Genomic DNA, 14,906 nt, shown 5'->3' on the forward strand with positions numbered 1-14,906 from the left:
TCGGCAGTTAAGTGTACCAAACACTAGAGCTGTGGATAGGCGGCAAAGGTCTCACGTTTTTCGAGCCAAGGTCGGCTGAGCCCTGACGTTAGCTCAGCTAACCGTATCGGTTTATTGATGGCGTAACCTTGGGCATAGTCGACGCCTAAGGCTTGCAGTTTTCGGCCAATATCTTGGGATTCGACAAATTCAGCAACCACATCAAAGCCCATATCTTGGCCGAGTTGGCAAATCGATTTAACGATCGCCTGATCCGCACTGTCTTCGCAGATGTTCACCACAAACTGACCATCCACCTTCACAAAGTCCACATTGAGGCGCTTAAGGTAGGCGAAGCTAGAAAAGCCCGCCCCAAAGTCATCGAGGGCTAACTTGCAATTGAGCGGGCGCAGTATATCGAGTAACTTTGTCGCTTGATCGAGCTGACTCACGGCCGCAGTTTCAGTGATCTCGATGCAAAGCTTGTCCACCAGCTCAGGTTCGGCCATCAAACGCATTTCTAGCCAGTTCATAAACTCAAAGTCGCCCAAAGAGGTCGCCGACAAATTCACTGACACTAGGTCCAATTGCTGCCAGATATCTAAATGGCAACCGCCCCACTTGAGTAAGTTATCGATCACCCACAAGTCGACCTTAGAAGCTAAGTTATATCGCTCGGCGGCGGGCAAGAAGATGGCTGGTGACACAATCGTGCCGTTGGCCTGCACCATACGCAGTAAGATCTCTAAATGCAGACCTGACTCCTCGCGGTTTAATGGCACTATGCTTTGAAAATAAAGCTCAAATTGGTTTAACGCGAGTGCGCCGACTATGTCCACCGACGCCATCATCTCGGTATAAAGACGGTTCATTTTAGGATCGCTCGCACTGTATAAATGCCAGCCATTGCGGCCTTGATCCTTCGCCAAGCGACAAGCAGCATCGGCCTGACTCATCACGGTATAAATGTCGGCGGCTTTTTTATCGAGTTTAGCAATCCCCATACTGACACTGACATTGTGACTGCGGCCTTCCCATATAAATTCATGGTTCGCCAATTGGGTACAGATACGTTTTGCGATTTGTTTCGCCGAGTCCACATTGCAATAATGCATCAAGATACCAAACTCATCGCCACCTAAACGGGCGACGATATCGCCCTTACGCACGAGCTGTTTTAAGCGTAATGCCACTTGGCAAAGCAGCTTATCGCCCGCCTGATGGCCACTGATATTGTTGATGACTTGGAATTGGTCTAAATCGAGAAACGCCACACAAATAGGCATATCGTCGTGGGCGTGCAGCAGGTTTTCTAATAGGGCTTCGAAATGCAACCGATTGGGCAATCCTGTGAGCGCATCATAATTGGCATGGAACGACAGCTCATCGGCTAGGCGATACTTCTCGCTGACATCTTCGGCAATCATGACTAAGGTATCTTTATCGCCACTGATCTGGCTAAAACTGAGTTTCAACCAAGCCAGTTGATGGATAGATTTTAAGGGTAATTCACACCAAGCCTGACCAAGCACGCCTTCACGTACCACATGCAAGGTATCAGTTAACATGGCGTGTTCTTCCTCACGCACCATGTCGAATAAATCATAACCATGTTGGATTGGCAGCGTTTGCAGGGCGACTTTATTGAGCATAGTCAATTGATTATATTTATCTAACAAGGCGCAGGCTAAGGGTAACTGATTGAAGACTTCACAGTATTTATGCTCACTGGCGAGCATGCTCAGAGCGATACGCGTCAGTTCCATCGCCGAGCCAATCATCACAGCGGCGTGGTTAAACTCACTTATAAACTCTTCGCTCCATTCGCAACACTCGGAGCAATTCACCGCGCCCAGCGCAATACGCGTTTCGCCAAATACCACAGGTGGCAATACCAATAGACTCTTCACGTCCCAGTCCCTTAATAGGGCTCGCTCGGCCTGCGCATCGGCGGGCAAGGTATTCACATCGGGCAGATTTAATAGTCGCGGGGTGCGGACAAGGGAGCGAAAAAATGGCATGCGTGCTAAAGGCCAGACTCGAGTCTGTTGGCCTTTGGCAAATTGGGGTTTTAGATACAAATTACGCGTGCGTAAACGATCCAGAGACTGGCTGCCGGTCAATACAAATACTCCGTCACAATGCAGCTGCAATGTGATGGTCTCAAGTGCTCGGTCAACATTTTGCTCTAAGGTTTCTAGCGGAGACTCACTAAAAATACTTACCAAGGCCTGTTGGAGTGGATTTGCTAAACCTACTAACATGAAAAGTGACTTCCTTACCTAAAAATCCATTTAAGGTATTATCGACGTATATTGAGTATAGGCTCACAGTAAATTAAACGTCTGCTTGAGTCGCAAATTAGCCGATAAATTCAACAACTAGATTAACGCTCAAAGACGCTAAACGTCAAAGTGTTCCCAGAGATAATCCGTGTTGAACGCCACAAAGGACGATAATCAGATGCAACAAAGGCTATTTCTCGGCTTCGCGCCTACCGCTGCACAAATGACAAGGCTGAGTGATGTACAACAGCAGCTAATTTGTCACCTCAATCCTGAGGCGAAAGCGGTTAGCGTCAGTAATATGCATTTAACGCTCTGCTTTTTAGGGCAAGTTGACGACGAGCAACGCATCGCCCTCCTTGATGCGATTGACTGCTTAGCTAAGCCTAGATTCAGCGTTCAACTTAACCAGCTCGACTTATGGCCCAATGCCCAAGTTTGTTGCTTGAAAGGCGATGACGTTGAGCCGCCATTAGCGCAATTAGCTAAGCAGACGCAAGCAATCGCAGGCCGCCTGCAATTGCATAGCAGTGAACACCACTTTTGCCCGCACATCAGTTTATTCAGAAAGGCAAAACAATGGATGCTTGATGAAGCGGCTTTATTGCAACTCAAGGACATGAATACGCTAACGTTAACGCCCGAATGTTTGCATTTATATCATTCAAAAAGCACAAGCACGGGTGTGGAATATCACATCCTACATTCTTGGACGCTCGATTAGCGTGGATCAAAAACAAAAAAGCCCGAGTATTAACTCAGGCTTTATTTTCAACTTCAATCAATACGCGGATTAATTAATAGAACTTAATTAAAGTGCATAACCAATGCTTTATTCGAGTAAACGTAAGGTTTCGCGATACGCACGCTTTTGCTCGTAAGTTTGTAAACGCTGCATAAATTCATCTGTCTTAGTCATTTCGGCGCTCATCTTTAACGCTTCAATTGCTTTTTGCTGCGTCGAAATTGCCGCACCAAAATCGCCGACTTCGGCATAAGCCGCCGCCAGATTATCTAAATTTGTCGGGTCGTTTTCATTCACTTTGAGCAACTTTAAGGATAACTCGACCGCTTTATTACCATCGCGATACTCAGCTTCTGGGCAAGTCGCTAAAATCCACGCCACATTACCTAAGGCAACATCATCACCCACTTGGGAAAATTGCTCGACCGCTTTACCACAGTTACGTTGCACGCCATCGCCGCCAGAAGCATAAATAAAGCCTAAACGGAATTGTGCCCAACGACTGCCCTGCTCACTCAAGGCTCGATACCAATGCTCGGCCACGGATAAGTCACGCTTGATCAATTGGCCTTCAAAAGACAGGTCGGCTAAGGTTTGCTGGGCTTTTTCATGTTGCTGCTCGGCGGCAAGTGAAATCCAGTGCAAACCAGAGGGCACTTCTTGCGCCACAAAACGGCCAGAAAGATACATTAATCCCAGCAAAAATTGGGCATCGGCGTCGCCTTGCTCTGCCGTCACCTGAATGTGCACAAACTTACTGGCTGCGAGTTCGGCAGCAGGCTGCGGGATAGAAAATGCGTGCGCCGCAGAGCTCAGCCCGATCGTTAAGCTTAAACCTGCACCTAAAACCCATAATCTGTATTTCACTTGCTTACCTCTCTTAAAAGCGACTGCCCACAAAGTTAGCCAGAATTAACCCCATAAGTCGAGCCTAAATACACACAAACCTCAGGATAATGGGGGACGTTGAAGCAAATAAGCGCCGAATTTAAAAAGTGAAACATCTTATACTGTAATTTAGGGGCCTGTTTTATCCATAATCTATAATAAAACGGCTTAATTAGACTGGTAAGATGTGATTAACTCGACAGAGTTAAGTGAATCCAGCGAGTTTCACGCCGATTTAGTTGACTTAAATCACTAAAGTAGCAAAATAAGCTCTAATTTTAGATGGTTAATTGCATTTATTCACTTATTCTAAAGTAAGACTTCCATCAAGTTTTTGTTAGTTTAATTGACGTAAAATGCTTATTTAGAATACTCTTACTTTCGTTTTAATCAATCGAGGAACACCAACATGGCTCTGATTGGTAAGCCAAAACCTGATCCAACTTTGGAATGGTTTTTATCACACTGTCACATTCATAAGTACCCTGCAAAGAGCACTCTTATTCATGCTGGTGAAGATTCAGATACTCTTTATTACATAGTAAAAGGTTCTGTAGCGGTATTGATTAAAGATGAAGAAGGTAAGGAAATGATCCTTTCTTATCTGAATCAAGGTGACTTTATCGGTGAACTAGGTTTGTTTGAAGAACAAGCCGAACGTACTGCATGGGTTCGTGCTAAGCAAGCTTGTGAAATCGCTGAGATTTCATATAAGAAATTCAGACAGTTAATTCAAGTTAACCCTGAAATTCTGATGAAGCTGTCTGCGCAAATGGCCTATCGCCTACAAAGCACCAGCCAGAAAGTGGGTAACCTCGCATTCTTAGACGTAGCTGGCCGCATTGCCCAAACGCTGTTACATCTGGCGAAACAGCCTGATGCTATGACGCATCCTGATGGCATGCAGATTAAGATCACTCGTCAAGAGATAGGCCAAATCGTTGGCTGTTCACGGGAAACTGTGGGTCGTATCTTGAAGATGTTAGAAGAACAGAATTTGATCCAAGCTCATGGTAAGACCATCGTGGTATACGGTACCCGTTAAGTTAGTCTTCAGCTTGATTTAAGCCTGCCTTATTAAAGTGGCCTAGAATAAATTCTAGGCCATTTTTTATTGGAGAGCTCAAATGAAACGGCTGTTTTTAATCTGTTTTTTCAGCCTGTTCACGCTGGCGCATCCAATGCAATTGAATGCCGAACCTATTGAATTAGAACACTATCAAGCCAAGGCACTCGTCAACTCTGGGCAAATACTGTCCTTAAACGGTACACTCGCCGTAGTTAATCAGTTTTGCCAAGGTGAACTAATTGATGCTCATCTCTATCAAGAAGATCATAAATGGCGCTATGATTTGCAAATCAAAGTTCAGCGTGGCCAAATCGTCAATCTCAGTATTGATGCAACCAATGGCCAAGCCGATCACTCAATAGCATTACCGAGCGAATGTCGAAAACATGAAACTGTTACTCGTTGAAGATAACCCAATGCTAGTCACCGAGCTGGAGAAACAACTCAAACTCGCTGGCTATGTGACCGATATTACAGACAAAGCGCTTGAAGCCGATTATCTGATCAAAGAAACCCAATACGATTGCGTAATCTTAGATATCGGCTTGCCCGACGGCAACGGCCTCGAACTGCTCGAAGGCTGGCGTAATCAAGGGATCAGCACTCCAGTCATCATGCTGACCGCACGCAGCCAGTGGCATGAAAAAGTCGAAGGCTTTAATGCTGGCGCCGACGATTACTTAGGTAAACCTTTCCACGCACAGGAATTATTGGCCCGTATTCAAGCTCTTATCCACCGTGCCCATGGCCGTTTAAACACCTCTAGCAAGCAATTGAGCTATGGCGGCGTGATCTTAGACGAAGCCGAGCAAACGGTGAAAGTGGCAGACCAATTATTTGAACTAACGGCGATGGAATTCAGACTGTTAAAAATCTTCCTGATGTCGCCTAAGAAGCTGTTATCTAAGACACAGCTCACCGATAAGCTGTATCAGTTTGACGATGAGAAAGAGAGTAATGTGGTCGAAGTTTATGTGACCCACTTACGTAAAAAATTAGGCAAAACCGCTATCGAAACCCGTCGCGGCCAAGGTTATATCTTCCACGGCATTATTGAATGATCTCGATCCGCACTAAGCTCAGTTTATGGTTAACTGGCTTACTGGTAATAGGCACAGTCATTGGGCTCATATTATTTGAGTCCATGTTGCGTCAGGCCTTCCATGACTCTATTATCAATCGCTTAGAAGAAGATCTCGAACATATTATGTTGGCAACCCATATCCACGATGGGGACATCAGCATAGATCAAAGCCAGCTTTCAAGTTTCTATAAGCCCGCCTATTCAGGCCGCTATTTCCAGCTTAACCTGCCCAATGAAGTCATTCGCTCGCGCTCCCTGTGGGATATGCAGTTAGATATCGAGCCACTCGCGCCAAATAAAACCCGTGTCTGGCAAGCTAAAGGGCCAAAAAATAACGATATGCAGCTGTTATCACTGGGATTAAATTCCAGTAGCGCCAATGTCAGCGCCACCTTAACCGTCGCCCAAGACTTAAGTATCGGTAGACGCGTATTTAGCGAAGTCTATGGCACTAAGCTTGGGATTAATCTGGCGATGTTAGTTGCGATGATCGCGGGGATCTTCCTCATCCTGCGCCAATCCTTTAAGCCAGTTAAGCATATTCAGCACGCGCTTTCTCGGCTAAGAGAAGGCGAGATTAACGCGCTGGAGCTAAATAATATTCCCCCAGAAGTACAACCACTCGCTAAGACTTACAACGAGTTACTTGAGTACACCGCCAAGCAAATTGAGCGTAGCCGCAATAACTTAGGTAACTTAAGCCATGGGCTTAAAACCCCGCTGGCCGTGATGCAGCAACAGGTCGAAGCCCTTGGTCTTAAAGATCCCGAAACCGCCATTGCCTTGCAGCAACAGCTGGATTCTATCCACATGATGGTCGAGCGCAAACTGGCGGCGGCAAGGATCACAGGCGATATGCTTCCTGCGGCGCAATTGGTGATCCCAAGGGATTTACACAGCCTAGCCAACACCTTAAACAAGGTTCACCGTAATAAAACCATCGAATGTGATTTCGAACTCGACCCTAATATTCTCAGGCTGCCGATCCACAGGGAAGATGGCATGGAGCTCCTAGGCAATCTGCTGGACAACGCCTTTAAATGGGCCCAGAGCCGAGTCAGTATTCAGCTATCACGCCAACAGGAGCGTCTCTGCCTTTGTATCGATGATGATGGTCCAGGGGTTGCCGATGATGAACTCGATAAACTCACTCAAAGAGGCACTCGATTAGATGAGTCTGTCATGGGTCACGGCTTAGGCTTGTCGATAGTGAAGGAAATTGCCGAACAGTATGAGATTGAGCTTAAGTTTAGCCACAGCACTCGCTTAGGTGGACTGAAGATCGAACTGACCTTCAGTTAGTCTCGCTTAACATGCTCAGCGTTAAATGCTCTCTTTAAAATACTCATAAAAAAACGCCATCGAATTGATGGCGTTTTTTATGCTTAATGTCTGATGACGCTAGGCTTTACTCACGTTAAGCCTTATTCACGTTCGTACTTTCAAAAATCTTGTCGGCAGACGCAGCCACAAAACCAGTATACAGCTCACCATTGGCCATAGGATAACGCAGTGCAAACTCATAGAAACAACTTGGGATTTCCACTGTCGCATCGGTGAATTCAAGGCCAATCTTATCGGCCATAGTCGACGATTGCTCTAATAACACTTCTGGCGAACCTTTGATCTCGCCACCTGAACCATTGAGCACAAAACCCGCTTGCTTCAGGGCATCATTCACTGACTCTAAAGTTTCAAAACCGTCGAGGTGATTGATAGACACAGTGAAATGGTTAGCGCGATAACCAAAAGCCGCTACCCAAGCCGCATATTCGCTCTCAGTTAATAAATCCTGATAGGTTTTAGAATCTAAAGACCAATGGCGACCCGAGTAAATAAAGTTGTCCGCCGTTGTCGCCGCAGCATCCACTTGGGCGATTAAGCCTTGAATGGTCTCTTGCAGCGCTGGGCTAAATTCTTCAACTAACAACTCAGAGATAAACACTTTAGGCTGAGTCGAATCTGGGTGTTCAAAATGCTTAGCGATCAGTTTTTTCTGTTCAAACTTATAATCACCGCAAGGTACATAACCTAATGAAGTGAAATGCTTAGCAAGCACATCCAAATTCACCTTAGCGATGTTGAAAGTACGCAGGGCAATATGATCGTTGATGATTGGCTTACCATGGCCCAGCAGCGCGTGCACTTTTGCCGCCGAAGGGGTCATTTGAATATAGTCTTGCCACAGGGCGGCAAATAACGCGTTGATGTCGGTATGCATAAAAACTCCTTTTATTGTGCTGCGGTTATTGCTGTTATTTTGCCGCGAACACTAAATGTAACGACCTAAATGCCACTGTTGCAGCGTCACACATACCCACAGTAGAAGCTCAAGTTACGTTACTGCTTGTTATTAAAAAGGAAGAACATTCGTCCTTCCTCCTCTTTACCACGTACTCTTTACCACATAAAAGTTAAATCTCTACCCGCTTACAAGCTCAAACCTGGGCTTAATGTCGCAGGTAAGCTCACTGCATCGGCCTCGACCGAAGCGACAGGATAAGCACAGTAATCGGCGGCATAGAAAGCGCTCGCTCTGTGATTACCCGATGCACCTACGCCACCAAAAGGTGCCGCGCCCGATGCGCCAGTGATTTGTTTGTTCCAGTTAACAATCCCAGCACGAATGCGCGCGAGAAAATAGTCATAATCTTCACGGCTATCGGCCAGTAAACCCGCTGACAAACCATAACGCGTTTGGTTAGCCAGTTTAATCGCTTGATCGAAATCGCTATAACGCACTAGCTGTAGCAGAGGTCCGAAGTATTCTTCATCCGGCAAAACATCGATAGCCGTCACATCGATAAGGCCAGGAGAGACTAAGCCCGTACCTGCTTCTAGATGGGTTAACTCGACTAACGACACGCCGCCCAAGTTCTGCAGATTTGTCTGCGCCGCAACCATACCTTTGGCGGCAGTTTCAGAAATCATTGAGCCCATAAAAGGTTGTGGCTGCGCGTTCCAAGGGCCAACTTTAATCTGTTTGACCGCAACGGCTAACATGGCAATCAAGGCATCGCCCTGCTCGCCTTGCTCTACATATAGACGGCGCGCACAAGTACAACGTTGGCCAGATGAGATATAAGCCGACTGCAAAATATCGTGCACGGCAGCTTTGATATCCTGCACACCTTTAATGATCAGTGGGTTATTGCCACCCATCTCAAGTGCTAAAATCTTGCCCGGATGACCGGCATATTGTTGATGTAAAAAATGACCTGTGCGTGAGCTGCCAGTAAAGAACAGACCATCGAGCTGCGGGTGAGAAGCCAGTGCTTTACCCGTATCCACCTCACCTTGGACTAAGTTGAGCACGCCAGCAGGCAGACCCGCTTTATCCCATAGGCTAACCATCAGCTCAGCGACTTTAGGCGTGAGCTCTGAAGGTTTAAAAATCACAGTATTTCCCGCCAACAGCGCAGGGACTATGTGGCCGTTCGGCAAATGACCGGGGAAATTGTAAGGACCGAAAACCGCCACAACACCGTGGGGCTTATGGCGGATAACCGCACGTCCCGCTGGCGTATCGTTGGCTTCTGTGCCCGTGCGTTTATTGTAAGCCGCGGCTGATAGCGCAATTTTGCCTATCATGGCGCCGACTTCGGTCGCCGTTTCCCACTGAGGTTTACCGGTTTCTTGGGCAATCGTTTCAGCCAATTCCGCTTTGTTGGCTTCGAGTTGGCTGCGATACGCTTCGACTATGGCTAAGCGTGCATCGAAACCTAACATAAACCAATCAAACTGCGCGGCGCGCGCGGCATCAACGGCAGCGTTAACTTGTTCTGCGGTGGCAGTTTTACCTGTCCAAATAGTTTGAGCATTGGCTGGGTTAATTGAGGCCACGTCATGACCTTTGCCAGCATGCCACTGACCTTGAATATAATGTGTCATTTGTTATTCCTACATTGCCAAAATACGGATTTGATCGCCTTTTGCGAGTAACAAACCCGCGGCCAGCTCAGGGCTAATGATGATATGTTCGGATTTGTCGTCCACAGCCAGTGCGGCTGACGTCGCTCGATAATTGGCTAATTGAGTATTTGAGATAATAAATTGAGTGTCGGCTTCGGCCATGTCACCAATATCGACGGTCAACAGACGGCTTTCTCGCACGCCGCGAATGTCCGATAAACGACACTCAACCGTTGGACCACCATCAAAAATATCCACGTAACCGCGGCATCTAAAGCCTTCGGCCTGCAATAGACTTAATGCGGGACGGGTATTGGTATGCACTTCGCCAATCACTTTCTGTGCCTCTTCCGGCAACAGACAAACATAGACAGGGTTTCGTGGCATCATTTCGGCCATAAATGCCTTTTTGCCCAAACCAGAAAGATAATCTGCCTGAATAAAATCAATGCCTAAAAAGTGCTTTTGTAGCCAACCGTAAAAAGGCGAGTGGCCATCTGCATCGCTCACACCGCGCATTTCGGCAATCACAGTTTCGCCAAAACGCTTCGCATGTTGCGCTAAAAACAAAAAGCGACTGCGGGATAACATGCGGCCATTGTTGCCCTTGCGATACGCTTCACGCAAAAACAGGGTGCACATTTCGGCGGCGCCAGTGTAATCATGGCAAAGGGTGAGGGTTTCGACCTCGTTACGCACGTCAATTTGTTCGGAATGATAGACTTCGGTACCGAGTCGATAATGGTAAAACGCATCTTCCATTCCCACGGCTGCTTCGATAGCGCACGTTCCCACCACTTCTCGGGTGTCGGTATCTTCCAGCACCATCAGATAACCTTCATCGAAGGGCGCATCGACGGTTTTGACGAATGAGGCTTCTGCTCGCGCAATTTTATGTCTGAGCAAATCGGCATTCACGGGTAATGACGTAAAACCATGACCAGACTCTTCGGCAATTTGATATAAGGCTTCAAAATCGCCAGCCTGAATAGGACGTATGATTAACATCTTAGTGTCTCCTCACTTTGGCTTGCCGTGCATCAAGGCTCCTCTCTTCAAAAAGACAGGTAATGATGCACGTAAGTATTCCCTGACAAAAAAGGAGTGCGAATAAATTCAACACTCCTTTGGTCATTTAGGCGGCAGCTATGCTCGCCACAGCACGTTCAAAACGAGCTAGACCTTCAGCAATATCTGCCTCAGGGATCACCAGAGAAGGAGCAAAACGTACCACGTTAGCACCCGCCATCAGGCTCATTAAGCCTTCAGCGACAGAGGCCACCAAGAAGTCGCGTGAACGGCCTTGGTATTGTTCATTAAGAACTGCCCCTAACAGCAAACCTTTACCGCGTACTTCTGAAAATACATGATATTTTTCATTAATTTTGTTCAAACCATCGCGCAATAACTGCTCACGATGTTTAACGCCGTCTAACACTTCAGGGGTGTTCACTACGTCTAACACAGCATTACCGATAGCGCAGGCTAATGGGTTACCGCCATAGGTAGAACCGTGAGTGCCCACTTTTAGATGTTCAGCAATCTCAGCGGTTGTCAGCATAGCTGCGATAGGGAAACCACCGCCGAGTGCTTTAGCTGTGGTTAAAATGTCAGGTACGATTTCAGTCCCCATGTAAGCGTACAGTTCGCCAGTACGACCCACACCCGTTTGCACTTCATCAAAAATCACTAGCGCATTGTGCTTGTTAGCCAGTTCACGCACGGCTTTCAGGAATGCAGGATCGGCATCAATAATACCGCCCTCGCCCTGCAGCGGCTCAAGCATGATGGCGCAGGTTCTGTCCGTTACTGCAGCTTCTAATGCAGCAACATCGTTAAATGGCAGGTGAGTAATGCTCTGTGGCTTAGGACCAAAACCATCGGAATAGGCAGCTTGTCCACCCACGCTCACAGTGAAGAAGGTCCGGCCGTGGAAGGCTTTATCGAATGCTATGATTTCGTCTTTCTCAACGCCGTGCTTTTCTAAGGCGTAACGACGGGCAAGTTTCAATGCGGCTTCGTTGGCTTCGGCGCCAGAATTGGCAAAATACACTTTGTCGGCAAACGTGCTGTTAACTAATTTAGTCGCTAATTCTAAGGCAGGCTCGTTCGTCATTACATTTGACAGATGCCATAATTTTTCGCCTTGTGTTTTAAGGGCATTCACAAGGGCAGGATGACAGTGACCTAAGCAATTTACCGCAATACCGCCAGCAAAATCGATAAACTCATTACCCTCTTGGTCCCAAACTCGGCTTCCTTCGCCACGAACAGGGATCACAGCAGCAGGCGCATAATTAGGCACCATAACTGCGTCAAACTGGGCACGGTCTAACTTCATATCAACGCTCATTCTTCTTCGTCCTTTGTGTTTGTTTAACGGCATCGGGGCCGTCAGAGTCCCATAGGTATCTTTATCTAGAGTTAGTGATACTGGGATTGCTTGTGTCTATTAATAACCATTATTAGCGAAAATGTGATCAAAATACCAGTTTTTCACAAACATCAATCCTAGCTCTTCTACCCAAAGTGCATAAAGATTGCAGTTTAAGAACTATACAAGCGTTTAAACCCGTGGCTTGCAGCATAATTAGTCAGAAAAAAAGTTATTTACCCCTCATTTTGCTAGCTATTCACTGAATGTGAATAACTACACCATTTTAACGAATCAAGTGTGAAAGCACAAAATGGCTAATTTTCGACCTCACTTCAAGGGCTTCAGGCAATAAATTGAACAAGGGAAACACATGGGGCATGTTAGGGTAAAAACAGCCCGTTATCTCGCCACCGCTGGCTTTGACTTGAGCTACTAGGCGCTCAGAATCCTGCAATAACAGCTCCCGCGTACCCGCAATCACTAAGATGGGCGGCAGATCTGCCAAGTCCCCCTGCAAGGGGGAAACTTTTGCTGACATGGGGTCGGCCCGCCCAAGATAAGCGCCACGTAAACGCAGCAAAGCTTCGATGGTGAAGAAGGGATCGTCAGCCGCGAGTATCAACTCAGTATCTCCGGTTAGTGCTAAATCCAACGCGGGCGATAACAGGATACAAGCCGTCGGCAAAGGCAGAGCTAAACGCTTTAATTCCAGCAATAGGCTCAAGGCTAAATTGCCGCCAGCAGAGTCGCCCATAAGGACCACATTGTCAGCGCCCTTAAGCGCAATTAATCGCTTATAGGCTTCAAGCACATCATCAAATGGCGCAGGAAAAGGATGCTCAGGTGCGAGACGATAATCGGGAATATAGGCATCCAATTTACAACGCTGGCTAATATCCGCGATCAATCTTGCGTGGGCATGGGGCGTTTTAAAACAAAAACCTCCACCACGGATATAAAACAGATTGCCAAGGCGAGTTTGTTCATTGAGAAGCACATAGTGCAGCAAGCTAGAGTGTTGCAAAGGGATGGTGGCACTGACTAACTTATCCGGCCAAGGAAGCCAACGTTTATCGAGATCAAGCAACTTTTTACGCACTTGCGCTAGGGGGACTTTGGCTTTGCCGCGACTGATGGATGGCCTAGCAACATAGGATAAAATAGTATTCAGTACAGATGCTTGCCAGCTTGGCATATCACTTCCTCTACTTAAACGCCGCCATCCCGACGCTCAAGTCGCAGGTCGTGGACTACAGCAGATCTAACTTCCTATAATTCTGTGCTTTTAAGCGCAGTACTTCTTGCTCAGTTAACTCGTAATAATCAAACATTAAACGCTTTTCTTGGGGATCGATTTGACGCATCTCTTCGAGTAACACCACTTTAGCATAACAGTTTGCCCGTGCGACTAATGCCGCCTGCGGTGACAACTCCCGATAACTTAAGGTCAGGTCTAGCTCCTTCAATAACCCAGTCAAAGGGCTAGCTTCAAACTTAAGCAGCTCTAATAACTGCCAGTTTAGTTTATGACCATGACTTAACACTTGTTCAAACACAGCCTTGGCCGGAAACTCAGTGGCAATCACAGCATCATACACTTCCTTATCACGGCTGCTGCTGGCTTCCCTTATCCAAGAGCCCCAAGTTTGATCGAATAAGCGCGCGCTCAAACTCAGCACAACCGAGGTGCCTAATTGATTGAGTAAGGCACTACTGTAAACTAAGGCTGAGTCAGTATTATGAAGCTGAGCCAACGCATTGGCCGCAATACCACTGACTATGCTGTAGCGCCATAATTTACGGGTAGTCCACAGCAACTTAGCATTGGCGCTCGGCAGCCAATTACGCAGGCAAAAATAAGGGATAATCGTTCGCAGGTTTTCGATGCCGATGTAATTCATCACCAATTTAATATCGGTAACTCGCACATCTGAGCTCTGAGGCCGGCGAGCGCGAAAAGACGGGCTGTTGACCATATTGGTTAAGTCGCGGCATAGCCAACTTAAGTTGCTGATCAGCGGTCTTAATCGCGTCGCATCAAGATTTTTTGCCAGCAGTAATTCCAGCAACAGAATTTGCGATTCATTGATCTCTGACTTAGCCAGAACCAGTTCGGGGGACGCGAGTTGATGCTCGATGGCATTATTGACCGTTTCATGCAGCTGGCTCGACACGGCTTCGAACACTTCTTTGGCTTTAATTTGTTTCATCAAACGTACCAAAATCGCTTCGCGCTCAACATCTAATTTATTCGCATCGGCCTCTAATTCAAGGTCGAGGTCATCCAAAAGAGTCGGGCTCGCTTTATGCTTTCCGAGGATCAACTGTTGGTAGAGTCTGTGCTCTATCTCTATAATTTTGCCGGGTCTTACACCGCCCGCAACCGAAATCGCCACTATAAATCTTTCCTATATCGCTAATGCCTGAGTGACGTCAAAACAATCAAACTCTCAAAATCATTACAATTTCAGCACATACACTTAATCTTAGCAATAACGCAAAGTCGCAGAACACAAACATAGTGTGATATCGGATATTTCCTACTCAGTTACCCAATAAAAAGGCCT

Annotated in this window: 13 protein-coding genes; 5 read left to right on the forward strand and 8 right to left on the reverse strand. The window is 46.8% G+C overall.

Translation table 11 applies throughout. The annotated features are described in order from the left end of the window. Positions 1–23: 23 nt before the first annotated feature. Positions 24–2,243 (reverse strand): EAL domain-containing protein, encoded by a 2,220-nt coding sequence (locus tag MO387_RS16235; protein WP_242326415.1) that lies wholly within the window; start codon positions 2,241–2,243, stop codon positions 24–26. Between the two features lie 199 nt (positions 2,244–2,442). Here MO387_RS16235 and thpR point away from each other — a divergent pair, with 199 nt between their 5' ends. Further along, complete coding sequence (gene thpR / locus MO387_RS16240; RefSeq protein WP_107949269.1) at positions 2,443–2,988, forward strand: RNA 2',3'-cyclic phosphodiesterase; 546 nt, start codon at positions 2,443–2,445, stop codon at positions 2,986–2,988. 108 nt (positions 2,989–3,096) lie between these two features. Here the strand turns inward: thpR and MO387_RS16245 are convergent, their stop codons facing one another. Further along, the gene (locus MO387_RS16245; protein ID WP_011845736.1) at positions 3,097–3,876 is read right to left on the reverse strand and encodes a tetratricopeptide repeat protein; all 780 of its coding nucleotides are present in this window, start codon (positions 3,874–3,876) and stop codon (positions 3,097–3,099) included. Positions 3,877–4,306: 430 nt separating this feature from the next. Here MO387_RS16245 and crp point away from each other — a divergent pair, with 430 nt between their 5' ends. The 4 genes from crp (at position 4,307) to MO387_RS16265 (ending at position 7,352) form a co-directional block, all read left to right on the forward strand. Next, entirely contained in the window at positions 4,307–4,942 is a 636-nt protein-coding gene (gene crp, locus MO387_RS16250) for a cAMP-activated global transcriptional regulator CRP (protein WP_006080082.1), read from the forward strand. A gap of 82 nt (positions 4,943–5,024) precedes the next feature. After that, entirely contained in the window at positions 5,025–5,372 is a 348-nt protein-coding gene (locus MO387_RS16255) for a hypothetical protein (protein WP_006080081.1), read from the forward strand. Continuing rightward, entirely contained in the window at positions 5,353–6,027 is a 675-nt protein-coding gene (locus MO387_RS16260; RefSeq protein WP_006080080.1) for a response regulator transcription factor, read from the forward strand. Before MO387_RS16255 ends, MO387_RS16260 begins: the two co-directional genes overlap by 20 nt. After that, on the forward strand, positions 6,024–7,352 hold the full coding sequence (locus MO387_RS16265) for an ATP-binding protein (RefSeq protein WP_107949272.1): 1,329 nt from the start codon (positions 6,024–6,026) through the stop codon (positions 7,350–7,352). The genes MO387_RS16260 and MO387_RS16265 overlap by 4 nt, the downstream gene beginning before the upstream one ends. 115 nt (positions 7,353–7,467) lie before the next feature. Here the strand turns inward: MO387_RS16265 and MO387_RS16270 are convergent, their stop codons facing one another. The 6 genes from MO387_RS16270 to MO387_RS16295 form a co-directional block, all read right to left on the reverse strand. Further along, positions 7,468–8,271 (reverse strand): DUF1338 domain-containing protein, encoded by an 804-nt coding sequence (locus tag MO387_RS16270; RefSeq protein WP_107949274.1) that lies wholly within the window; start codon positions 8,269–8,271, stop codon positions 7,468–7,470. A gap of 209 nt (positions 8,272–8,480) precedes the next feature. Further along, the gene (gene astD, locus MO387_RS16275; RefSeq protein WP_107949276.1) at positions 8,481–9,941 is read right to left on the reverse strand and encodes a succinylglutamate-semialdehyde dehydrogenase; all 1,461 of its coding nucleotides are present in this window, start codon (positions 9,939–9,941) and stop codon (positions 8,481–8,483) included. A 9-nt stretch (positions 9,942–9,950) separates the two neighbouring features. Continuing rightward, positions 9,951–10,970 (reverse strand): arginine N-succinyltransferase, encoded by a 1,020-nt coding sequence (gene astA / locus MO387_RS16280; RefSeq protein ID WP_107949278.1) that lies wholly within the window; start codon positions 10,968–10,970, stop codon positions 9,951–9,953. Between the two features lie 127 nt (positions 10,971–11,097). Next, positions 11,098–12,315, reverse strand: a complete 1,218-nt coding sequence (locus tag MO387_RS16285; RefSeq protein ID WP_006080073.1) for an aspartate aminotransferase family protein — start codon at positions 12,313–12,315, stop codon at positions 11,098–11,100. Positions 12,316–12,622: 307 nt separating this feature from the next. Then, on the reverse strand, positions 12,623–13,534 hold the full coding sequence (locus tag MO387_RS16290; RefSeq protein WP_242326416.1) for an alpha/beta hydrolase: 912 nt from the start codon (positions 13,532–13,534) through the stop codon (positions 12,623–12,625). A gap of 55 nt (positions 13,535–13,589) precedes the next feature. Further along, a complete protein-coding gene (locus MO387_RS16295) occupies positions 13,590–14,735 on the reverse strand; it encodes an HDOD domain-containing protein (RefSeq protein WP_242326417.1) in 1,146 nt (381 codons plus the stop codon). Positions 14,736–14,906 lie beyond the last annotated feature (171 nt).

Source organism: Shewanella sp. N2AIL (assembly GCF_022690845.1).
Classification (GTDB): domain Bacteria; phylum Pseudomonadota; class Gammaproteobacteria; order Enterobacterales; family Shewanellaceae; genus Shewanella; species Shewanella baltica.